Annotated in this window: 18 protein-coding genes; 9 read left to right on the forward strand and 9 right to left on the reverse strand. The window is 74.9% G+C overall.

Going from position 1 to position 20,030, the window contains the following annotated elements; all coding sequences use genetic code 11:
• Positions 1–112 precede the first annotated feature (112 nt).
• Entirely contained in the window at positions 113–946 is an 834-nt protein-coding gene (locus ACZ5GH_RS28575; RefSeq protein ID WP_464335678.1) for a helical backbone metal receptor, read from the reverse strand.
• 264 nt (positions 947–1,210) lie between these two features.
• On the opposite strand from ACZ5GH_RS28575, the gene ACZ5GH_RS28580 reads away from it, so the two are divergent.
• The 3 genes from ACZ5GH_RS28580 to ACZ5GH_RS28590 are packed head-to-tail and all read left to right on the forward strand — an operon-like array spanning position 1,211 to position 4,215.
• Entirely contained in the window at positions 1,211–2,311 is a 1,101-nt protein-coding gene (locus ACZ5GH_RS28580) for an ABC transporter substrate-binding protein (protein WP_464335679.1), read from the forward strand.
• A 3-nt stretch (positions 2,312–2,314) separates the two neighbouring features.
• Entirely contained in the window at positions 2,315–3,403 is a 1,089-nt protein-coding gene (locus ACZ5GH_RS28585; protein WP_464335680.1) for a FecCD family ABC transporter permease, read from the forward strand.
• On the forward strand, positions 3,400–4,215 hold the full coding sequence (locus ACZ5GH_RS28590) for an ABC transporter ATP-binding protein (protein ID WP_387757598.1): 816 nt from the start codon (positions 3,400–3,402) through the stop codon (positions 4,213–4,215). Before ACZ5GH_RS28585 ends, ACZ5GH_RS28590 begins: the two co-directional genes overlap by 4 nt.
• Positions 4,216–4,332: 117 nt before the next feature.
• Here ACZ5GH_RS28590 and ACZ5GH_RS28595 read toward each other — a convergent pair whose 3' ends face one another.
• The 4 genes from ACZ5GH_RS28595 to ACZ5GH_RS28610 form a co-directional block, all read right to left on the reverse strand.
• Positions 4,333–5,331, reverse strand: a complete 999-nt coding sequence (locus tag ACZ5GH_RS28595; RefSeq protein ID WP_464335681.1) for an L-tyrosine/L-tryptophan isonitrile synthase family protein — start codon at positions 5,329–5,331, stop codon at positions 4,333–4,335.
• Positions 5,332–5,466: 135 nt separating this feature from the next.
• Positions 5,467–6,798, reverse strand: coding sequence for a cytochrome P450 family protein (locus tag ACZ5GH_RS28600; RefSeq protein WP_464335682.1), 1,332 nt, complete (start codon positions 6,796–6,798; stop codon positions 5,467–5,469).
• A 34-nt stretch (positions 6,799–6,832) separates the two neighbouring features.
• Positions 6,833–8,170 carry an MFS transporter gene (locus tag ACZ5GH_RS28605; RefSeq protein WP_464335683.1) on the reverse strand — a complete coding sequence of 446 codons (1,338 nt, stop codon included), beginning with the start codon at positions 8,168–8,170 and terminating at the stop codon, positions 6,833–6,835.
• Positions 8,171–8,519: 349 nt separating this feature from the next.
• Positions 8,520–9,083: a sigma-70 family RNA polymerase sigma factor gene (locus ACZ5GH_RS28610; RefSeq protein WP_387757606.1), complete on the reverse strand. Its 564-nt coding sequence runs from the start codon at positions 9,081–9,083 to the stop codon at positions 8,520–8,522.
• A 55-nt stretch (positions 9,084–9,138) separates the two neighbouring features.
• Here ACZ5GH_RS28610 and ACZ5GH_RS28615 point away from each other — a divergent pair, with 55 nt between their 5' ends.
• The gene (locus ACZ5GH_RS28615) at positions 9,139–9,405 is read left to right on the forward strand and encodes a zf-HC2 domain-containing protein (protein WP_387757608.1); all 267 of its coding nucleotides are present in this window, start codon (positions 9,139–9,141) and stop codon (positions 9,403–9,405) included.
• A 317-nt stretch (positions 9,406–9,722) separates the two neighbouring features.
• On the opposite strand, the gene ACZ5GH_RS28620 is transcribed toward ACZ5GH_RS28615, so the two are convergent.
• Complete coding sequence (locus ACZ5GH_RS28620) at positions 9,723–10,655, reverse strand: hypothetical protein (protein ID WP_464335684.1); 933 nt, start codon at positions 10,653–10,655, stop codon at positions 9,723–9,725.
• A gap of 756 nt (positions 10,656–11,411) precedes the next feature.
• Between ACZ5GH_RS28620 and ACZ5GH_RS28625 the strand changes: the two genes are divergently transcribed.
• Entirely contained in the window at positions 11,412–12,632 is a 1,221-nt protein-coding gene (locus ACZ5GH_RS28625; RefSeq protein WP_464336886.1) for a cytochrome P450, read from the forward strand.
• A 156-nt stretch (positions 12,633–12,788) separates the two neighbouring features.
• Here ACZ5GH_RS28625 and ACZ5GH_RS28630 read toward each other — a convergent pair whose 3' ends face one another.
• Both ACZ5GH_RS28630 and ACZ5GH_RS28635 read right to left on the reverse strand, forming a co-directional pair.
• Positions 12,789–13,499: an N-acyl homoserine lactonase family protein gene (locus tag ACZ5GH_RS28630; RefSeq protein ID WP_464335685.1), complete on the reverse strand. Its 711-nt coding sequence runs from the start codon at positions 13,497–13,499 to the stop codon at positions 12,789–12,791.
• A 58-nt stretch (positions 13,500–13,557) separates the two neighbouring features.
• A complete protein-coding gene (locus tag ACZ5GH_RS28635) occupies positions 13,558–14,016 on the reverse strand; it encodes an Lrp/AsnC family transcriptional regulator (protein WP_355251808.1) in 459 nt (152 codons plus the stop codon).
• A gap of 277 nt (positions 14,017–14,293) precedes the next feature.
• Between ACZ5GH_RS28635 and ACZ5GH_RS28640 the strand changes: the two genes are divergently transcribed.
• From ACZ5GH_RS28640 to ACZ5GH_RS28650, 3 genes are read left to right on the forward strand one after another with little or no spacing between them, the layout of a single operon-like run.
• The gene (locus tag ACZ5GH_RS28640; protein WP_387757613.1) at positions 14,294–14,923 is read left to right on the forward strand and encodes a LysE family translocator; all 630 of its coding nucleotides are present in this window, start codon (positions 14,294–14,296) and stop codon (positions 14,921–14,923) included.
• A 22-nt stretch (positions 14,924–14,945) separates the two neighbouring features.
• Positions 14,946–16,466: a CoA transferase gene (locus tag ACZ5GH_RS28645; RefSeq protein ID WP_464335686.1), complete on the forward strand. Its 1,521-nt coding sequence runs from the start codon at positions 14,946–14,948 to the stop codon at positions 16,464–16,466.
• A 46-nt stretch (positions 16,467–16,512) separates the two neighbouring features.
• Complete coding sequence (locus tag ACZ5GH_RS28650) at positions 16,513–17,148, forward strand: DUF6461 domain-containing protein (protein ID WP_464335687.1); 636 nt, start codon at positions 16,513–16,515, stop codon at positions 17,146–17,148.
• Between the two features lie 141 nt (positions 17,149–17,289).
• Here ACZ5GH_RS28650 and ACZ5GH_RS28655 read toward each other — a convergent pair whose 3' ends face one another.
• The gene (locus ACZ5GH_RS28655; protein WP_464335688.1) at positions 17,290–17,883 is read right to left on the reverse strand and encodes an HdeD family acid-resistance protein; all 594 of its coding nucleotides are present in this window, start codon (positions 17,881–17,883) and stop codon (positions 17,290–17,292) included.
• A gap of 251 nt (positions 17,884–18,134) precedes the next feature.
• Here ACZ5GH_RS28655 and ACZ5GH_RS28660 point away from each other — a divergent pair, with 251 nt between their 5' ends.
• Entirely contained in the window at positions 18,135–19,958 is a 1,824-nt protein-coding gene (locus tag ACZ5GH_RS28660) for an NAD-binding protein (protein WP_464335689.1), read from the forward strand.
• Positions 19,959–20,030: the final 72 nt, after the last annotated feature.

Below are 20,030 nucleotides of genomic sequence, written 5' to 3' on the forward strand. Positions count from 1 at the left end.
ACGTACGGCCGAAGGGCCGAGGGCCCGGGACGCGAACACGCGTCCCGGGCCCTGTCGTGTTCGGCGCCGGGTACCGGGGGCGCCACGACGGGCTCGGCGATCGCCGGTCGTCCTACGAGGTGCCCGTACCTCCCGGACCGAACGGGTGGTGGAGGGCCTGCCGCAGCACGGCGGGGGCGGTGACCAGCGACGGTCCGTACCAGGTCAGGTGTCGTCCGCTGACCAGTGCCGCCGGTGTGCCGGGGAACGCCTCCGGGCCGTCCTCGGCGGTGAAGCGGTAGGGCTCGTCCGGCAGGACCACCAACTCCGGTCGGCAGGCGAGAAGTTCGGGCAGCGGGACGGCCGGGTAGCGCTCGGGGTGGTCGGCGTGGACGAGCCGCAGGCCCAGACGGCGCAGCAGGTCCCCGGCGAAGGTGTCGCGGCCGAGGACCATCCACGGGCGGCGCCAGATCGGTACGACGGTCCGCGGGCTGGCGGGCTCCGCAGGACTGTCCCCGCTCCGGGCGCCACTCCCGATGCCGCGCCAGGCCGCCTCCGCCTCGTCCAGCCAGGCCGGCCGGGGCAGCCCGCAGGCCGTGGTCAGCAGCCGGTCCAGGGAGCGGAAGGCGTCGTCCAGGGTGCGGATGTCGGTGACCCAGACCGGGACGCCGGCCGCCCGCAGCGCGTCCAGGTCGGGGCGCCGGTTCTCCTCGTCGTTGGCGAGGACGAGGTCCGGCGCGAGCGCGAGGATGGCGGGGACGTCCGGATTCTTGGTACCGCCGATCCGGGTGACGGACAGGTCGGCGGGGTGGCTGCACCAGTCGGTGGCGCCGACCAGCAGTCCGGGTGCGGTGGCGGCGACCGCCTCGGTCAGCGACGGCACCAGCGAGACCACCCGGCGGGGCGGGCGCGGCCCGAGCCGGACGGGGAGGTCGAGGTCGTCGCGCGGGGTGGTGGGGGCGGCCATCCGGCCAGCCTACGTCCCGGGCCTCGGCGACGTACGAACCCGCGTGCGTACGAACCCGCGTGCGTACGAACCCGCGTGCGTACGAACCCGCCTGCGCACGAGCCCGCAGGCGCACCGGCCGCGACCGGTCGCGAATTGCGGGGAACCCATCGCCCGGGCCGTCCGACTACCTGGTCCGGGTCCGCAGTACGGGCCCTCGGCACGGCCATCCAGCACCGTCACCGAGCACCACCCAGCACCACCACCGACCAGGAGAGAGTTGTCATGCGCCCTCGCGTCGTCTGCGGAATCGCGGCCGCCGTCGCCCTGTTCGCCACGGCCTGCGGAAGCGGGACCGAGGGCGGGCCGAACGCCTCCGTCACCGTCCAGGCCGGCCCGGGCGGTGGGTTCCCCGTCAAGGTCGCCGACTGCGCGGGCAAGGAGACCGCCATCGCCAAGGCACCCGCCAGGATCGTCACCAGCAACGCCTCCAGCCTGGAGCTGCTGCTCCAACTCGGCGCCGGCGACCGGGTGATCGGCACCGGCTTCCCACCCGGCAAGGGCACCCTGCCCGCCGCCCTCGCCGAGCAGGGCGCCAAGGTGCCGGCGCTCGGGGACAAGGGCATACCCAAGGAGAAGCTGCTCGGCTCCGGCGCCGACCTCTACGTGGACACCTTCGGTGCGATGGCGATGATGGGAGGCGGCGCCACCGGGCCGAGCGAGGAGGAGTTCTCGGCGGCCGGCATCCAGCACGTCTACCTGCTCTCCACCGCCTGCGCCGGCACGCCGAAGGCCGCCAAGGCGCCGCGCACCGACCTCGCCGGGATCGAGGAGGACGTCCGCCGGCTCGGCGCCGTCACCGGCACCGCCGCCCGGGCCGAGGAACTCGTCGCCGGGATGGAGAAGCAGCTCGGCGAGGTCCGCGCCGCGCTCGCCGCCGTGCCGGAGGGGCAGCGGCCGAGCTACTTCGTCTTCGACTTCGACGCCGGGACCAAGCAGCCGGTGGCGGTCTGCGGACGGCAGGTCGCCAACGCCGTGATCAGCCAGGCCGGGGCGCGCAACGTGTTCGCCGACTGCGGCGCCGACTTCAAGCCCGGCTCCTGGGAGGACGTGGTCGCGAAGAACCCGGACTGGATCCAGCTGGCCGTACGCAACCGGGGCAGCGAGGAGGCCACCCGCAAGGCCTTCGACGAGGCCGAGGCGTTCCTGAAGGGCTTCCCCGCGACCCAGGGCCTGAAGGCCGTCCAGGAAGGGCACTTCGTCCGGCTCGGTTCCGAGGTGACCACCATCGCGGGGGTGCGCAACGCCGACGCCGTCCGGCAGATCGCCGCCACCGTCCACCCGGACCTGGTCAAGAGCACCGACCCCGCCAAGAACGGCCGGTAGTCGGTGACTTCGGCCATCGCTCGCAAGGAGCACGGCGAAGCCCGCCCGGCCCGCACCCTGCGGGCCGGGCCGCTGGCCGTCGTCCTCGTCGCAGCCCTGGTGCTCGCGCTGACCGCCGCCGTCTCGCTCGGCTCGGTGGACGTCCCGCCCGGCGAGGTCTGGTCGGTGGTCGCCCGCCGGCTCACCGGCCGGGCCGCCGAACCCGGCACCCGCGACCTCATCGTCTGGCAACTGCGGGTTCCGCGCGCCCTGTTGGCGGCGGTGGTCGGGGCCGGACTCGGCCTGGTCGGCACCGCCGTGCAGGCCCTGGTCCGCAACCCGCTCGCCGATCCCTACCTGCTCGGCATCTCCTCCGGCGCCTCGCTCGGCGCGGTCGCCACCATCGTCCTCGGCACCACCCTCGGACTCGAGCTCTCCTTCGGCAGCGCGCTCGGTCTCACCGTCTCCCTGGCGGCGTTCGCCGGCGCGCTCGCCGCGTTCTCGCTGGTCTGGCTGATGGCCCGGCGCGGCGGCGGCTTCTCTCCGCTGCGCCTGGTCCTCGCGGGCATCGGCATCGCCCAGTTCCTCGGCGGCGTCACCAGCTACCTGGTCCTGCAGACCCACGACGAACAGCAGACCAGGGGCGTGCTGTTCTGGCTGATGGGCAGCCTCGGCGGCGCCGTCTGGGCCCAACTCGCCGTCCCCGCCGTCGCGGTGGCGCTCGGACTGGCCCTGCTCCAGGCCCGCGCCCGAGGCCTCAACGCGATGCTGATGGGCGACGAGACGGCCGCCGGGCTCGGCGTGGACGTCGCCCGGCTGCGCCGCGAGGTCTTCGTCGTCACCAGTGTGCTCACCGGGGTGCTGGTCGCCGTCTCCGGGGCGATCGGCTTCGTCGGGCTGATGGTGCCGCACGTGTGCCGGCTGCTGGTCGGCGCCGACCACCGGCGGCTGCTGCCGCTGTCCGCGCTCACCGGGGCGCTGCTGCTGGTCGTCGTCGACACCGTGGCCCGCACCGCCCTGGACGGCCAGGAACTGCCGATCGGCGTGGTCACCGCCGTGCTCGGCGCCCCCACCCTGCTCTACCTGCTGGACCGACGACTGGAGCGCAGTTGAGGATCGCCGTCGAGGACCTGAGTGTCGCCCTGGCCGGCCGGACGGTGCTGGCCGGGGCCAACCTGATCGTCGAGGAGGGAGAGATCGCCGGACTGGTCGGGCCGAACGGCAGCGGCAAGTCCAGCCTGCTGCGCACCGTCTACCGGCACCTGCGGCCGAGCGCCGGCCGGGTGCTGCTGGCCGGGCGGGACCTGGCGCAGCTGCGGCCGGCGGAGTCCGCCCGGCACATCGGGGCACTGCCCCAGGAGCGCGGCGGCGACTTCGAGTTGAGCGTCCGCGAGGTGGTCGCGATGGGCCGCACGCCCTACAAGCGGGCGTTCGCGGCCGACGACGCGGAGGACCACCGGATCACCGCCGAGGCGCTGGACCGGGTCGGCATGGCCGGGGCCGCCGACCGCCGGTTCGCCCAACTGTCCGGCGGCGAACGGCAACGGGTGCTGCTGGCCCGGGCGCTCGCCCAGCAGCCGGACGTCCTGGTCCTGGACGAGCCGACCAACCACCTGGACGTCCGGCACCAGGTCGAACTGCTCGCCCTGCTCCGCGAGCAGCGCCGCACCACCCTGGTGGCCCTGCACGACCTCAACGCCGCCGCCTCGGTCTGCGACCGGCTGCACGTCCTGCACGACGGCACCCTCGTGGCCTCCGGTACACCGCGCGAGGTGCTGACCGCCGACCTGCTGGCCGAGGTCTTCGGCGTACGGGCGGCAGTGGTCGAACACCCGCTCACCGGCGACCCGTTGATCGCCTTCGACCACCGCGCCCCGGCAGCGGCGGAGGCCGTCGTACCCGGTTCGGCCGCGCCGGGGCGGTAGGTCGTCCGGGCTCCCGTCCGGACGACGAGTAGCCTCGAGATCACCCGGTCGTGAACCGTGTCGCCAGCCGCCAGCCGCCAGCCGCCAGCCGCCAGCCGCCAGCCGCCAGCCGCCAGGTCAGGACACCTGGCGGCTCTCGTAGTGGCTCGGCCGGCCGTCCCGCAGGACCAGCCGACCGAGCCGCGCGGCTTCTTCGCTGCGCAGCAACTCCCAGCCGCCGTCGGTCCGGTGGATGACCGCCGAGTGCCAGGGCGTGGTCCAGGCGTCGGCTGCCGCGAGCAGCCGGATGCCGAACTTGGACGCCCCGGCGGGCTGCGGGTGGATGGAGAGCCGGACGGCGCGTGGATGGTGCTCGGCGATCAACTCGCCCCAGGCGCGGCTGCGCTGGATCACGCCGTAGGCACGGCGGCGGCACTCCCGCTGGAGGGCGGAGCGGGTGCCGGTGAAGCCGACGGCGTCCTCGGTGAGGAAACGGGTGATGCCCCGGTAGAGCCGCAGCGTCCCCTCCTCGGTCAGCACCTGTTCGCGCAGCTCCTCGACGCTCGGCGCGTACCGGGCGTGCACCCGGGCACGCTTCTCGTCGTACGGGAGGTCGCCGAGGACGGCCCGCAGGTCGAAGGTGTCGAGGTGGGTCAGGCCCTCGCGGGCGATCATGGCGGTCAGGGCGTCCGAGTAGGCGTCTATGTGGTCGTCCGGGACGTCGATCAGGTCTCCGAAGATGTGCCCGTCCGAGCAGATCAGGATGCGGGCGCCGGGTGCGTGCAGTCGGCCGATCTCGGCGCAGAGCCCGTCGAGGAAGGTCAGCGACAGCCGTTCGCCCTCGTCCGGCAGGTGACCGAGCACCTTCGCCGGGTTCGGCGACTTGCAGGGGAAGCCGGGCAGCGTCAGGACGATCGGTTCGCCGGCCGCGATGAAGTCCGCCAACTGGGCCAGCTGGAGCGGGAAGTGCTCCGGGCGGGCGTCGAAGCCCGGGTCCGCGGCGCGGCGGTGCGGCAGCAGCAGGCCCAGCACGCGGGCGGCGAGTCGCTCGGCCGAGGGGCGGTCCTCCAGGGCGGGGGCGACGGGGGTGGTGGTGGCGGGGCTGGTGACGGCAGGGGCGGTGCCGACGGGCGGCATGGCGGGTCCTCCACGGAAGGTCGTGCGGTACGGCTTGTGGGCTGGGCTGGGCTGGGCTGGGCTGGGGCGGGGGCTGCGGTTGACGGGTGTCGGGCTGTGGGCGGGCGGTGCCGGGCGGTGCCTCGGCGCGGGGGGTCAGTGGCGGCGGTCGTAGGCGACCGGCAGCCGGTTCACCCCGCGCGCCAGGACGGCGGGGATCCAGGCCAGGTCCGCGAGGCCGTCGCCGGGCGCCTCGGCCGGGCGCAGGCCGGTCAGCCGGCCGAGCAGGGCGGCGAGGGCGACCTGCAGTTCCGCCCGGGCCAGCGCGGCGCCGGGGCAGTAGTGGACGCCGTGGCCGAAGGCCAGGTGGGCGTTGGGAGTGCGGTCGAGGTCGAGGCGGTCGGGATCGGCGAACTGCGCGTCGTCGCGGTTGGCGGCGCAGAGCGAGACGATCACGGAGTCCCCGGCCGGGACGGCGGTGCCGAACAGGTCGCCGTCCTCGGCGAAGAACCGCCAGGTGGTGAGCTCGAACGCGGCGTCGTGGCGCAGCAGTTCCTCCACCGCGCGGGCGAGCCGGTCGGGCTCGTCGAGGCCCTCGCGGACCCGGGCGAGCTGCTCGGGGTGGCGCAGCAGGGTGACCAGCATGGTGGTGATCTGGTTGGTGACCGGCTCCTGCCCGGCGACCAGCAGCTGGAACACCATCGAGTCGAGCTCCGCGCGGCTCAACTCCCCTGCGTCGTGGGCCGCGACGAGGCGGCCCAGCAGGTCCTCCCGGGCCGCCCAGCCCGGTGCCCGGCAGTCGGCGCGCTTACGGGCGACGACATCGGCGATGTACGTCTGGAGGCCGCGCAGCCGCGCCTCGTACGCCGGACGCCCGGGGTCCTGCGGCCCGACCGGCTGGACCACCTTGCCCCAGTCCCGGTCGAACCGCTCCGCCAACTCGGGCGGGAGGCCGATGACTTCGGCGAGTACCCGGAAGGGGTAGTGGGCCGCGAAGCCGGCCACGAGGTCCGCACCGCCGGACTCCGGCAGCTCGTCCACCAGCGCGTCGGCCAGTTCCCGGAACCGGGGGCGCAGCGACTCCACCCGGCGCGGGGCGAACGCGTCCAGGACGAGCCGGCGCATCGAGGTGTGCTTGGGCGGGTCCTGGTGGAGCAGGTGGACCTGGAGCTGGGAGTGCTGCGGCTCGGGCATGATCGACGCGCGTCGGCGCCAGTTGTCGTTGCCCAGCGCGTGGTTCTTGCCGAGCCGGGGGTCGTTGAGCGCGGCGTGGGCGGCCCGGTAGCCGGTGACCAGCCAGGCGTGGATGCCGCTCGGGAACTCCACCCGGTGCACCGGCCCGGCCTCGCGCATCCGCCGGTAGAGAGGGTACGGGTCGCTCTTGTACGCCGGGCCGTGCAGCGGGACGGGGGAGGGGAGCCGGTCGTGCCCGTACGGGCAGTGCGGCGCGTCATCGGTGGCGCCCGGGTCGGGGATGGTGTCGGTCATCTGAGGCGGTCCTTCGGTACCGGTGTTGCGGGGCTCAGGACGTGGAGCGGCGGTGCAGGGCGAGCAGGGCGACGGCGGTGGCCGCGACCAGGGCGGCCAGGGTGATGCCGGCGCGGGTCCCGGCGGTGCCGCCGGCCCCGGCGAGCGAGGCGGAGGTGGCGAGGGCCGGGCCGAGCGCGAAGCCGAGGCTGCGGGCGAGCTGGACGGCGGACCCGGCGGTGGCGAGCTTCCCGGGCGGGGAGGCGGACATCACCAGCGCCTGGGTGGGGCCGCCGTTGAGGCCCATCCCGGCGCCGGCGAGGGCGAGTCGCGCGGCGATGTCGACGGCGGACCAGCCGGTGTCCAGCGGGACGAGCAGGGCCAGGCCGAGGGTGGTGACGGCGGCGCCGGTGAGCGCGGTCGGCCGGGCGCCCCAGCTGTCGGCCAGCCGGCCGCCGATCCGGCCGGCCAGCACCATGCCGAGCGGGAACGCCAGCATGGTGAGTGCGGTCGCGGTGGCGCTCTCGCCCCGGGGGCCGCGCAGGTACTGGGCGAGCAGGTAGTGGCAGGCGGCGAAGCCGGCGGCGAGCGCCAGCACCGAGGCGTTGGCCCCGGCCGTCCCGGCGGCCCGCAGCACCTCGGCCACCGGCCGGCCGCCCGGGCGACGCAGCCAGAGCAGCACCAGCGGTACGGCGGGCAGAGCGAGCAGCAGCCACAGCGGCGCCTGCGGGGCCAGGGTGAGTCCGAGCAGCGTGGCGGCCACGGCGGCGCCGATCAGTGCGGCGTCGCCGAGCGAGGACCGGTCGGGCGGCCGCAGCCCGCCCCGGCGCGGGGCGTGGCGCCGCACGATCAGGACGGCGGCCAGGCAGACCGGCAGCTTGACGAGGAAGACCGCCCGCCAGCCCAGGTGGTCCAGCAGCAGGCCGCCGACCACCGGCCCGGTGACGGCGCCGAGCGGGCCGAGGGTCGCGGGCACGCTCATCGCCCGGCCACGCAGCTCGGGCCGGACGGAGGTCGCGGCCAGCACCGGCATCAGGACGAAGAGCACGGCCCCGAAGGCGCCTTGGAACAGCCGGGCCGCGATCAGCCAACCGGCCCACGGGGCGCACGCGGCCAGCACGCTGCACAGGGCGAAGCAGCTGACCGCGAACAGCAGGGCCGAACGGGTGCCGACCTGGTCCAGCCACCGCCCGGCGGGCAACAGCGCGGCGACGAGCGGGAGTTGGTAGCCGAGCGTGGCCCACTGGGCGACCCCGGGGGAGACGTGCAGGCCGGTCGAGATGTCGGTGAGCGCGAGGTTGACCACGTTCATGTCGAGCATCGCGACGAACGACAGCAGACCGGCGGCCACGACCAGGCTCCAGCGGTCGACCGGTTGAACCTGATGGACCATCGGATATCGGGAGGCCGGGGTTGGTTGCACCGTCATGAAGTCCCTCCGTCTCCCGTGCTGCCGGACCGGACGCCGCCTCGGCGGCGGGGTCCGGTACAGCAGTCGGGCGTGCGGGAGCTCCGGTTCCGAACACCTGGGGGATTTCTTTCCCCCGGGGTGGTGTGCGTGCGGTGGGAGTGGAATTCGACGGCGCGCGGGGTGCCTGTGGCGAACAGCCGACAGTCGACAGCCGACAGCCGACAGATGACAACTTTCAGCGAACAGATAACAGATTTCGAAATCTGTTATCTGTTCGCCGTCGATTGTCAGCTGTCGACTGTCCGTTGTCGGTCTCCGCCCCGTCCGCTGCTCAGCAGGCGGGGGCGAGCGCCTCTGCCTCGGCGGCGCGCAGGCGTGCCACCAGCTCCTCCCGCGCCCGGGCGACCCGGGAGCGGACGGTCCCGACCGGGCAGCCGGCGACCTCGGCCGCCTCGGCGTAGCTCAGACCGACCACCTGGGTCAGCACGAAGGCCTCCCGTCGCTGGGCGGGTACCCGGTCGAGCAGGTCGTCGAGCGCGATGCCGTCCTCGAACCCGGCCGCCGGTGCTCCGCCCTGGCGCTCCGCCGCCTCCTGCCAGTCCGGCAGCGCGGCGCAGCGCGGCCGGGCGGCGGCCATCCGGTACCGGTCGATCACCGTGCGCCGGGCGATCGACAACAGCCAGGTGCGGGCCGAGGAGCGCCCGGCGAACGCGGGCAGGCCGCGCAGGGCCCGCAGGAAGGTCTCCTGGGCGAGGTCGTCGGCGGACTGCACGTCGGTCAGGTGGGCGACGAAGCGCCAGACGTCCCGCTGGGTGGCCCGGACGAAGGCCTCGACGTCGGCCGTCCGTCCGGAGCGGGCGGTCAGCGCCAGCGCGGTGAGCTGTTCGTCATCCACGGCGGCCTCCCACCCGGCTGGTCCCGGCACAACGCGCGTGCAGGACGATGGTCATATGAGATGCGCACAGTTCCGTATCGCCCTGTCCGCTCGGCTCGACGGCGAACCGTGCGGCCTGCCGGAGGTCCGGCTGGACAAGCACGTCGCGCGCTGCGCCGGCTGCCGGGACTGGCTGGCCCGCGCGGAACAGCTGCGCGGCCGGGTTCGGGCGGGCGCCGCGGACGGGCCGTCGCCGGAGTGGTCGGCCCGACTGCTGGCCGGGTTGGGCCAAGGCGGGCCGGGAGGCGGCGCTCCGGACGGCCCGCAGACCGTCGAGCGGTAGGCCCGGCAGGGGCGCGCCGAGGAGCGGATGCGGTGGGACGGGGGCGCCGGCCGGAGCCGGCGCGCCGTCGAAATCAGACATGGGAAGGTCCCGAGGGGAAGGCGGGGAGCGGCACCGCGCAGGGCGGCACCGTCGGCGTCCATGGGCAACCGCGCGCGGCGCGCCGGACCCCTGGGGGAAGCGCGGCGGCGGACGCGGGCCCGCACCCTGACGACACGACGGCGCGGGGCGCGGCCGTACGGCAGGGTGACCTGCCCGTCGCGAGCGTCCCGGCGACCGGAGGGCGGCCGGGGTGAGGAAAGGGAGCGGCGGGCGCGTCAGCAGGCGAGGGCGAACGCCGGCGGCCCGCGCCGGACCAGGGCATGCGTCAGCAGCACCGAGCGCGGCGGCCGGGCCCGGTCGTCGGCAGGGCGGGGCGGCGCCGGGGCCCGGTAGCCGAAGGGGCGCGCGAACAGCGCCAGCAGCGGGACCAGCAGGGCCCCCGCCACCACCGAGCCGAGCGCGCCGAGCAGCTCGAAGAGCCGGACGAGCGCCGCGTCGCCGCGCCAGAGCAGGAGCGCGCACGCCAGCGCGGCGAGCACGTGGGCGGCGGTCATCCCGGACGACATGCCGTGAGGCATCCCGTGCGCCATGTCGTGCGCCGGTCCGCTCACCAGGTCCTGCGCCCCGCCGTACGACCCGGCGCCGTGGAACGTCCCGTCGGGCATCATGTGCGGCCCGGTGGACATCCCCGTCATCCCGGTCGTACCGGTCGCACCGGTGGTCCCCGGTAGGCCGGGATCGAGGGCCGTCGCCCCCGAGGTCGCGTGGTGCGTTCCCGCCGTCGGCCGCAGGCTGCCGCCGGCCGGCGGGACGTCCGGGTCGATGCCCGCCATCCGCGCCAGTTCGACCGGGGAGAGTCCGCCGGGCGCCCGGTCGGGGTTGCAGAGCAGTAGGGCCGCCCAGTCCGTGGAGGCGATCCGGCCGAGGCCGCCGCCTCCTCGGGAGAGCGCCCCGGCCTGCTCGAACAGCTGGTGCGACGCGGTCTGCGCCACCACCATCCAGAGGCTGATCACCCCGAGTCCGCGCTGCTTCCCGGCGAGCAGCCAGGTCAGTCCGAGGACGGCCCCGAACGCGCCGACCAGCACCGTCGGTGACACCCCGGACCCGGCCATGGCGACGTGCGCGGCGGCGGCCGTCGCCACGCACAGCGCGGCGAAGACCACGGCGCGCAGCAGGCGGATCCGGTCGGTCATCACGATGGCACTCATCGTCGCACCCACCCCGCCCGACCCGGACCGCACCCTCCGGTGATGGCCGGTTCTGTGCCGTGAGACCATGCCCGGCCGCCCGCCCCCAGCCCGCCGGATTGCCACCCGGTCCGGCCCTTCGGCCTGGCTTGTTCACCTGGCGCGCCGAACCGAACAACCGCTCGTACGACCATCGGGGCGGTTTGACAGCGCGCATCCGATGCTCACTTAATGTGCACCACCCCATACGGTGCGTATCGGGATGATGCCGTTCAGAAGCAGGGAGGTCCGGCCTTGGAGACCCCGACGGATACCTCGGCGCCCATTGCCGACAGTACCGAGTCCGCTGCCCCCACGGAGCCGACCGTCCCGCAGCAGGCCACGGCCCCGGGACGGGCGGTGGTCAAGGCCAAGGTCAAGGCCAAGGCTGCCGCCGAGGCCACCGCCGAGCAGACCGAAGCCGCCGACGCCGCCGAGGCCGATGAACCCGCCGAACTGGCCGAGGCTGCCGCAGCCACCAAGCCGGCCGAGGCCGACGAATCGGCCGAGTCCACCGAGCCCGCCGAGTCCACGGAGGAGGCCGACTCAGCCGAAGCCGCCGAGCCGGCCGAAGCCGCCGACCAGGCTGACTCAGCCGAGACCGCCGACGCGGCCGACCCCGCCGGCGCGGCCGACCCCGCCGGCGCGGCTGAGCCTGCCGACACGGCCGACTCCGCGGACGCGACTGAGTCCGCAGAAGCCGCCGAGCCCGCCGCCGCGACGCCCCCGAGCGCCGACCTGGCCGACCTCGCCGACCCCGGCTTCTGGAAGCTGCCCGCCCCCGCCCGCGTCGCCGCCTTCGCCGAGCTGCGCCGCCGCCCGGGCCCGGTGTTCTTCGGCGACCGTGCCACCGGCCGGGGCTTCCACGCCCTGGTCCGCCACGCCGACGTGGTGGAGGCCAGCCGCAACCCCGCCGTCTTCCTCAGCGGCCCCGGCGTGACCACCCCCGCCCCAGCCCGCTGGGTCCGGCTGGCGTTCGGCGACTCGATGGTCAACCTGGACGACCCCCGCCACGCCCAGCTGCGCCGGATCGTCTCGCGGGCGTTCACCCCGCGGCTGCTCGACCGGGTCGAGGAGGACGTCCGGCGGATCAGCACCGAGCTGGTCGACCGGATCGAGCGGGAGCGGCCGGAGGACTTCGTGACCGCGGTCGCCGCCGAGCTCCCGTTCCAGGTGATCTGCACCATGATGGGCATCCCGGAGGGGCCGCGCCGCACCATCCTCGGCCTGGTCAACCGCAGTTCCGAGGACATCGGTGTGGCCCGTCCGCTGCGCCGCCGCCTCCGGGCGCCCGGGCGCGGGCTGCGGGCGCTCGCCCGGATGCAGGGCATCGTCGCCGGGATCGGCCGCCGGCGCCGTCGCCGACCGGAGGAGGACCTGATCTCCGCGCTGGTGACCGCCGACGTGGACGGCCGCCGGCTCACCGGGCGCGAGCTGGGCGCCTTCTTCAGCCTGCTGCTGGTCGCCGGGGTCGAGACCACCCGCAACGCGCTGGCCCACGGCCTGCACCTGCTGACCGTCCACCCCGAGCAGCGCGCCCTGCTGCTCGAAGACCTCGACGGGCGGCTCGGCGGTGCGGTGGACGAGATGATCCGCCACGCCACGCCGATCATCCAGTTCAACCGGACCCTCGCCGTCGACCACGAGCTGGGCGGATCCGGCGGGACACTGCTGCGCGCGGGCGAGAAGGTCGCGCTGTTCTACGGCTCCGCCAACCGCGACGAGGAGGTCTTCCCCGACCCGGACGCCTTCGACATCACCCGCACGCCCAACCCCCACCTCGGTTTCGGCGGCGGCGGTCCGCACTACTGCCTCGGCGCGCACCTGGCCCGGCAGGAGATGACGGCGCTGTTCCACGAGCTGCTCACCCGCCTGCCCGAGGCACGGTCGGTCGGCGAGCCGCAGCTCGTCCCGTCCAGCTTCGACCACCGGGTCCGCTCGCTGCGCTTCACGTTCTGAACCTGCCGAGAGGTCTGAACTTCCGAGAGGCACCGACCTCCCGGGAGGCATGGATCTCCTGGGGAGGTCCGGACCGGACCTCCCGAAAGGCCTTGGCAGCCCGGGAGGCCCGAACCTCCCAGGATCCGGCCCCCTGAGCGGCCAGTGCCCCCGCCGCTACCAGTCGCCCGCCTCCCACACCGCGTGGTCGTGTGCGAACAGCACCCGGTGCGGGCCGTGCTCCGCCACCCGGTCGAGCCAGGGCCGGTACCCGGGCAGCGGCGGGTCCACGCCCTCGCGGGCCGCCCGTCGGGCGAGCAGCGCCTGTCCGTACTCGGAGGCGAAGTCGTACGCCTGCCCGGCCAGCAGGACCGGCGCGCCGCCCGGGCGGTCGACCAGCAGCGACTGGTGGCCCGCGGTGTGGCCGGGGGTGGGCAGTACCCGCACGCCCGGCCACACCTCGGCCTCGCCGTCGAGTTCGCGGTACTCGGCGCCGGGGAAGTCGACCAGCGCGTCGAAGGTGTACCCGCCGCGCCGGGCGGTGGCCAGCTCCTCCGCCTGGACCACGACGGTCGTGCCGGCGAACAGCGGGTTGCCGCCGCAGTGGTCGAAGTGCAGGTGGCAGTTGACCACCAGGTCGATGTCGGCGACGGCCACCCCGGCCGCGGCGAGCGCCTCCGGCAGCGGCCGGCGGACCGGGCGGTAGTGGGCCTCGGTCTCCGGCTCGCCGCCGCCGATCCCGGTGTCGAACAGCAGCAGCCCCTCCGGACGCCGGACCAGGTACGCGAGCACCGGCTCCACGCGCGGCTCCGGGCCGCCCACCTCGCCGGCCGGCCGGACGAAGTACCCCAGGTCGAGACGGCGGATCACGCGCAATTCAGCCCCCATGTCGCAGTGCGTCGCTCGGCCCCCGTACGGGTGGCCGCGCGGGCCCCCGGTTCGCACCCTACCCGCCGACCGGCAGCCCCCGGTCGGGCTTCACCTGCTTCATCGTCAGGTGCGAATTGACCTGCGCGATGCCCGGCAGGCCGGAGAGCACGTCGGTGATGAAGCGCTCGTACGCGGCGATGTCGGCCACCGCGATCCGCAGCAGGTAGTCGGGTTCGCCGAACAGCCGGTGCGCCTCCACCACCTCCGGAAGCTCGGCCACCCGGCGCTCGAACTCGGCGACCGTCACCTGGTCCTCGTGACGCATGGTGATCGTTACGAAGGGCTGGAACCCGCGCCCGACCGCCGCGCCGTCCAGCACCGCCCGGTAGCCGCGGATCACTCCGTCCTGCTCCAGCTGGCGCACTCGGCGCAGGCAGGGGGAGGGGGTGAGGTCCACCCGCGCGGCCAGCTCGGTGTTGGTCAGACGCCCGTCCTGCTGGAGCTCGCGGAGGATTCTGCGGTCGATTCGGTCCATGGCGCAATATTCTGCCAAAACGCGGCTCCGACCAGCCGGAAGTCGCCATCGCGTGCCAGCCCCGTCCGGCTACCTTCAGTTACCGCACCGGTCAACGGGAGACCCCGGCCCACGACCCGGGGCGCTCCGGCCGGTGCGCCGGAGCCACTCCGGACGACCGCCGGAACCACCCGGCCACCACCCGGAACAACCCCGGCCACCCGGGACACCCCCGGGAACCCCTGGCCGATGCGCCGGGCCCACACCGCGACGAGCACGACAGGCCACGCCCACGCCCATGGACACCCACGCCCTCCTCCTCTTCCTCGGAGTCGACCTGCTGCTGGTCTGCACCCCGGGCCCCGACTGGCTCTACATCGCCGCCCGAGGCCTCGGCCAGGGCCGCCGTGCCGCGCTGACCGCGGTCGGCGGGGTCTGCGCCGGGTACGCCGTCCACACCCTGCTCTCCAGTGCCGGACTGGCCGCCGCGCTGCGCGCCGTCCCGGCCGCCCTGCCCGTGCTGCGCCTCACCGGCGCCGCGTACCTGCTGGTGCTCGCCGTGATGATGCTGCTGGCACTGCGCAAGGGCGGGGGCGCCGCCGCCCTGGCCGCGCCCAAGCCGCAGCCCACCGCGACGGTGCTGCGCCAGAGCATGCTGACCGCGCTGCTCAACCCCAAGGGGCTGCTGCTCTACCTCTCCCTGGTGCCGCAGTTCGTCGATCCGGGCGCCGCGCTGCCGGTCGGCGGGCAGGTGCTCGCGCTCGGCTCGCTCAACGTGCTGGCCTGCGCGGTCGTGTACGGGCTGGTCGCGCACGCCAGCGGGCGGCTCGGCGGCCGCTTCGGCGGCACCCCGCAGGCGGCCCGCCGGATGACGATGGTCTCGGCGGTCCTGCTGATGCTGGTGGCGGGCGTCACGGCGAGCGCCTGAGAACCGGAGCACAATGCCGGACATGACTGATCGTCCGTTGCCAGAAGGAACCACCGGGTCCACCGGGTCCACCGGATCCATCGGGTCCACCGGAGCCGCCGGAGCCGCCGGGTGTGTCGACGGCCCGACCGCCTACGCCTGGGCGGCGCTCGGCGGCCCGCCCGAGCTGCTGGAACGGGTGGGCTTCCAGGGCCCGGACGACGTCCTGCCCTCCGGTCTCCCGGTGAGCCGGCTCGCCCGGGCCACCGTGGCCGTCTGTTCGCTGGCCGCGGCCGAACTCGCGGCCCACCGCACCGGCGCGCCCGTCCCCGCCGTCCTGGTGGACCAGGGGGCGGTCGCCACCGCCTTCGTCAGCGAGCGGCACCTGACGGTCGACGGCCGGACGCCCGTCACCTTCGCCCCGCACTCCGGCTTCTGGCGCACCGCCGACGGCTGGGTGCGCACCCACGCCAACTACCCGCACCACCGCGCCCGGCTGCTCGCCGCCCTCGGCCTCGCCGCGGACGCCGGCCCCGAGCAGCTCGCCGAGGTGCTCGGCAGGATGCCGGCCGAGCGGATCCAGGAGCGCGCGTACGAGGCGGGAGCGCTCGCGGTGGCCGTCGCGCCGGTGAGCCCGGCCGTGCACCCCCTGGTGGAGCACCGGGAGACCGGTGCCGCCACGGGGGCCGCGCCGGCCCGCCCGCTCGGCGGGGCCCCGGTGGACCGGCCCGCCGCCGGGGTCCGGGTCCTCGACCTCACCCGGGTGATCGCCGGACCGGTCGCCACCCGCACCCTGGCCCTGCTCGGTGCCGACGTCCTGCGCGTCGACCCGCCCCGGCTGCCGGAGGCCGACGACGCCCACGCCGACACCGGCTTCGGCAAGCGCTCCACCCGGCTCGACCTGGCCGCGCCGGCCGACCGCGCGGTCTTCGAGGACCTGCTCGCCACCGCCGACGTCCTCGTCACCGGCTACCGCCCCGGCGCCCTCGACGCCCACGGCCTGAGCCCGGAGGCGCTGTTCGCCCGCCGCCCGGACCTGATCCTCGCCCAGATCCGCGCCTGGGGCCGGACCGGCCGCTGGGCCGACCGGCGCGGCTTCGACAGCCTGGTCCAGGCGGGCGTCGGCATCGCCGCCCACGAGTCCGCCCGCGAGACTCCCCACGCCGCCGGCCAGGAGCCCACCCGCGCCGCCGCACCAGGGGCCGCCCCGGAAAGCCGTCCCGGTGTGCTGCCCGCCCAGGCCCTCGACCACGGCACCGGCTACCTCCTCGCCGCCGCCGTCCTGCGCTCCCTCACCGACCAGCGCACCCGTCGCCCCGGCGGCCGCCACCTGCGCTTCTCCCTCGCCGGCACGGCCTCCTGGCTGCTGCACGGCATCGAACCGGAGGAGGCGCCGCCGGGCGTCCCGTCCGAGCCGTACGACCCCTCCCGGTGGCTCGCCGAGACCGACTCCGGCTACGGGCGGCTGCGCCACGCCCTGCCGCCGATCGGGTACGAGGGCGCGCCCACCGACTGGTCGCGCCCGCCGGGGCGCTGGGGGACGGACGAGCCGGTCTGGCTCTGAACCTCCGGCGGGGTGGCTGTCCGAGGCGTCTGGCAGCATCGCCGTCATGACCGCACACGCCACCGACTACACCTGGTTCGACGAGCACTACCCGGACCTGGGCGAGGCCTACTGCCTCACCCGGGTCCAGGGGCTCACGGCCGACGAGCTGCTGCGCCGCTTCGACGCCCTGCCGGGCAGCGACGCCGTCGGCCTGGGGGCGGTGATGGCCCGCTGGGACGCCTACCTGGACGAGGAGGACGAGGAGGCCGAGGCGCTGTTCGACCTCGCCGAGGACCGGCTGCTCGTCGCGGTCACCGAACTCGACGGCTGGGCCCTCGCGATCGAGCCGAACGGCTACCTCGGCACCCTGGACACGGTGATCCCCCGGCTCGGTGAGGGCACCCGGCTGGTCTCGCACTTCCGCAACGTGAACGCCGTGGACCACTTCCACTGGTGGGAGCACGGCGTCCGGCGGCTGCACTTCGAGCCGCTCTTCCCCACCCAGCGGGACGGCACGGACGCCGAGGCCCCCGGCGTCCCGGAGCTGCTGACCGCCTGCGGCTTCGAGCTGGAGACGGAGGCGTACGACCTGTGCGGCGAGGCCGCGTTCGCACTCGCCGAGCGGCTGACGGACGTCCGGCTCGGCCCGGAACGCCTGGAGGCCGCCACCTTCCGGATCGGCTTCGCGCCGCGCCCGTAGCAGTCGACGGGCGGTGGGCGGCCCCGGCCGGCAGGTGACGGCTCCACGAGGTGACGACTCCGGCGAGGCGGCGACTGCGCGAGGTGACGACTCCGGTGAAGCCGCTGCTGCGCGAGGTGACGTCCCGTGGGGCGGGGGCGGTCAGACTCCCGACGGGATCCGCCTGGCCTGGCCGCGCACCTGGATCGCCGTCACGATCTCGACCAGGCCCAGGATCACCAGCCAGCAGCCCGCCAGCACGGTCAGCGCGGTGATCGACCCGACCGGCCAGACCATCAGCAGCACGCCGGCCAGGGTGTTGGCCACGCCCGCGAAGGCCTGCCAGGCACGGGCGGGCATCAGCGGGTCGGAGAGCGCGGCGGCGAGCTGGGTGATCCCGCGGAACAGCCAGCCGATCCCGATCCAGAGCGCGAGCAGCAGCAGCGACTGCACCGCGCTGCGGAAGCAGAGCAGCCCCAGCAGCACGCAGATCGCGCCGCTGATGAAGGCCAGCACCCGCAGCGCGGTGGTGGAGTGGGTGCCGAACGCGGCGACCAGCTGCACGATGCCGATCACCAGCAGGTAGAGGCCGAACAGGACGCCCACCACCAGGAGCGTCTCCCGGGGCCAGGCGAAGACCACGATCCCGAGGGAGGCGAGTCCGGCGACCAGCAGGACCTGCCAGGCGGCCTTGGCGAGCAGTCCGAGCGGGCCCTGGACCGGGGTGCCGTCGGGGGTGATGATCGGAGGGGCCACGGTGGCGTACTCCTCGGGCTGACGCCGGGCGACGGGCGACGGGTGCCGTGCCGGTCGGGTGCGACGCGGGTACGAGGCGGGTGCGACGCGGGACGGGCGGGGTCGGGTCGGCCGGCTGACGGGCAGGGAACGTACCCCAGCCTCTTCCGCGCCACGGCGGGGCCGCGCGCCCGGTACGGCCGTTCGGGGGATCCACCGCGGTCGCCGGAACGCCACCCTCCGGACACTTTCCGTCGATAGCATCCGTCAATATGACTTCTGAAGGGTGGGGGACCCCTCCGGTCGAGCCGATCAGCCAGCACTACATCGTCTGCGGGGGCAACGCGCTGGCACACCGACTGGTCCGGGAACTCGTCGAGCACTACGAGGTCCCGGTCGTCGTCCTGGTCGCCGACCGAACCCGTGACCACGCGCCGCAGATCGAGCAACTCGCCGGCGTCGCGGCAGTCGTGGAGTACGCCAGCGTCACCGAGGAGGCGCTGCGCGCGGTGTCCATCGGCACCGCGCGCGGTCTCGCCCTGGTCGAGGGGAGCGACCAGGAGAACATCCACGCGGCGCTCAGCGCCCAGAACCACAACCCGGACATCCGCATCGTGTTCCGGATGTTCAACCAGCGGCTCGGCGAGAACATCGAACGGCTGCTCAGGAACGGTGCCGCGCTCTCCGGCTCCGCCACCGCCGCCCCGGCCTTCGCGTCCGCGGCGCTCGGGCGGCCCAACTCGGTGGAGATCGACGGGCGTTACCTGCACATCGCGTTCGACGACGACATCACCTCCGACCGGATCTGCGTGGTCGCCGACCACATAGACCGGCAGGACCTCGGCAGGATCCGACTGCTGCCCGAGCAGCAGGGCGACTCGGCCGAATTCGTCCGGTTCGCCCGGGAGTTCGGCGACAACGGGCCGATCCGCCCGGACGACCTGGGACGCGAACCGGCGTCGTCGGCCGCCCCCGCCCCGGAGGAGGAACCGGGCGGCCGGGCGGCGCTCCAGGCCCTGCGGATCGAGCCCCGCGAGCCGATCGACTGGAAGCGGCGGGTGCGCTGGCGGCTGCTCGACACCATGCGCTTCTTCACCAGCGCCCGGATGCGGCTGGTGCTGCTCACCGCCCTCGCGGCCGTGCTGCTGGCCTTCGGGGTGCTCTGGTACCTCAACCGGAACTTCGGCTGGACCGTCTACATCGCGCTGCTCGACCTGGCCGGCGCCGCCCAGCCGGACCAGCTCTCCGACATCGCCGACGGGACGGGCACCGGCGGGTTCTGGCAGCGGGTCGCGCAGGTGGTGATCACCATCTGCGGGATCACCTTCGCACCGGTCGCCACCGCCATCGCGGTCGAGGTGCTGGGCTCCGGGCGGCGCGGGCAGCCGCGCAACCCCGGGGCGGGCACCCGGGACCACGTGATCGTCGTCGGTCTCGGCAACGTCGGCACCCGGGTCGCGACCCAGCTGCACGACATGGGGGTGCCGGTGGTCTGCATGGAGCGGGACCCGCAGGCGCGCGGCATCGCCGCCGTACGGGCGCTGGGGATCCCGGTGGTGCTGGGCGACGGACCGTTCGAGCAGCAGCTGCGCCGGGCCCGGCTGAAGCACAGCCGGGCGCTGGTCGCGGTCAGCGGGGACGACGCCACCAACCTGGAGGCGGCCCTGGAGGCGCGCCACGGCAATCCCGAGGTCCGGGTGGTGGTGCGGCTGTTCGAGGACGACTTCGCCGGCCACTTCTACAAGACGCTGGACAACGCGGCCTCCCGGTCGGTGTCCTACCTGGCCGCGCCCGCCTTCGCGGCGGCGCTGATGGGGCGCGAGGTGCGCGGGACGCTGTCGGTGCTCCGGCACGTGCTGCTGATCGCCGAGCTGAAGGTGGAGGACGGCAGCGGACTGATCGGGCTGAACCGGCACGACCTGGAGGACCCGGGCGGCGTCCGGGTGATCGCCGTGCGCCTCGCCCACGGCGGGCCGTTGCAGTGGAACTTCGCGGACCGCACCCGGCGACTCTCCCCGGGCGACCAGATCGTGGTCGCCGCCACCCGCAGCGGGCTCGCCCGGCTGAACACGGTGGCGGTGGAGGAGGAGGGATGAGCGGGGCGGAGGGGCGCCGGCTGTCGGGGGAAGGCGGCAGCCGGCAGTGGACAACCGACAACTGACAACCGA

This window comes from Kitasatospora sp. Xyl93 (assembly GCF_055383135.1).

Excerpts from the sequence above, each read along its gene's own strand:
- ACZ5GH_RS28615 (WP_387757608.1), top strand. The coding sequence starts at position 9,139 with ATGAGATGCGCACAGTTCCGTATCGCCCTGTCCGCTCGGCTCGACGGC.
- ACZ5GH_RS28635 (WP_355251808.1), bottom strand. The coding sequence starts at position 14,016 with ATGGACCGAATCGACCGCAGAATCCTCCGCGAGCTCCAGCAGGACGGG.
- ACZ5GH_RS28595 (WP_464335681.1), bottom strand. The coding sequence starts at position 5,331 with ATGCCGCCCGTCGGCACCGCCCCTGCCGTCACCAGCCCCGCCACCACC.
- ACZ5GH_RS28630 (WP_464335685.1), bottom strand. The coding sequence starts at position 13,499 with ATGGGGGCTGAATTGCGCGTGATCCGCCGTCTCGACCTGGGGTACTTC.
- ACZ5GH_RS28600 (WP_464335682.1), bottom strand. The coding sequence starts at position 6,798 with ATGACCGACACCATCCCCGACCCGGGCGCCACCGATGACGCGCCGCAC.
- ACZ5GH_RS28605 (WP_464335683.1), bottom strand. The coding sequence starts at position 8,170 with ATGGTCCATCAGGTTCAACCGGTCGACCGCTGGAGCCTGGTCGTGGCC.
- ACZ5GH_RS28660 (WP_464335689.1), top strand. The coding sequence starts at position 18,135 with ATGACTTCTGAAGGGTGGGGGACCCCTCCGGTCGAGCCGATCAGCCAG.
- ACZ5GH_RS28645 (WP_464335686.1), top strand. The coding sequence starts at position 14,946 with ATGACTGATCGTCCGTTGCCAGAAGGAACCACCGGGTCCACCGGGTCC.
- ACZ5GH_RS28580 (WP_464335679.1), top strand. The coding sequence starts at position 1,211 with ATGCGCCCTCGCGTCGTCTGCGGAATCGCGGCCGCCGTCGCCCTGTTC.
- ACZ5GH_RS28620 (WP_464335684.1), bottom strand. The coding sequence starts at position 10,655 with ATGAGTGCCATCGTGATGACCGACCGGATCCGCCTGCTGCGCGCCGTG.
- ACZ5GH_RS28575 (WP_464335678.1), bottom strand. The coding sequence starts at position 946 with ATGGCCGCCCCCACCACCCCGCGCGACGACCTCGACCTCCCCGTCCGG.
- ACZ5GH_RS28640 (WP_387757613.1), top strand. The coding sequence starts at position 14,294 with ATGGACACCCACGCCCTCCTCCTCTTCCTCGGAGTCGACCTGCTGCTG.
- ACZ5GH_RS28650 (WP_464335687.1), top strand. The coding sequence starts at position 16,513 with ATGACCGCACACGCCACCGACTACACCTGGTTCGACGAGCACTACCCG.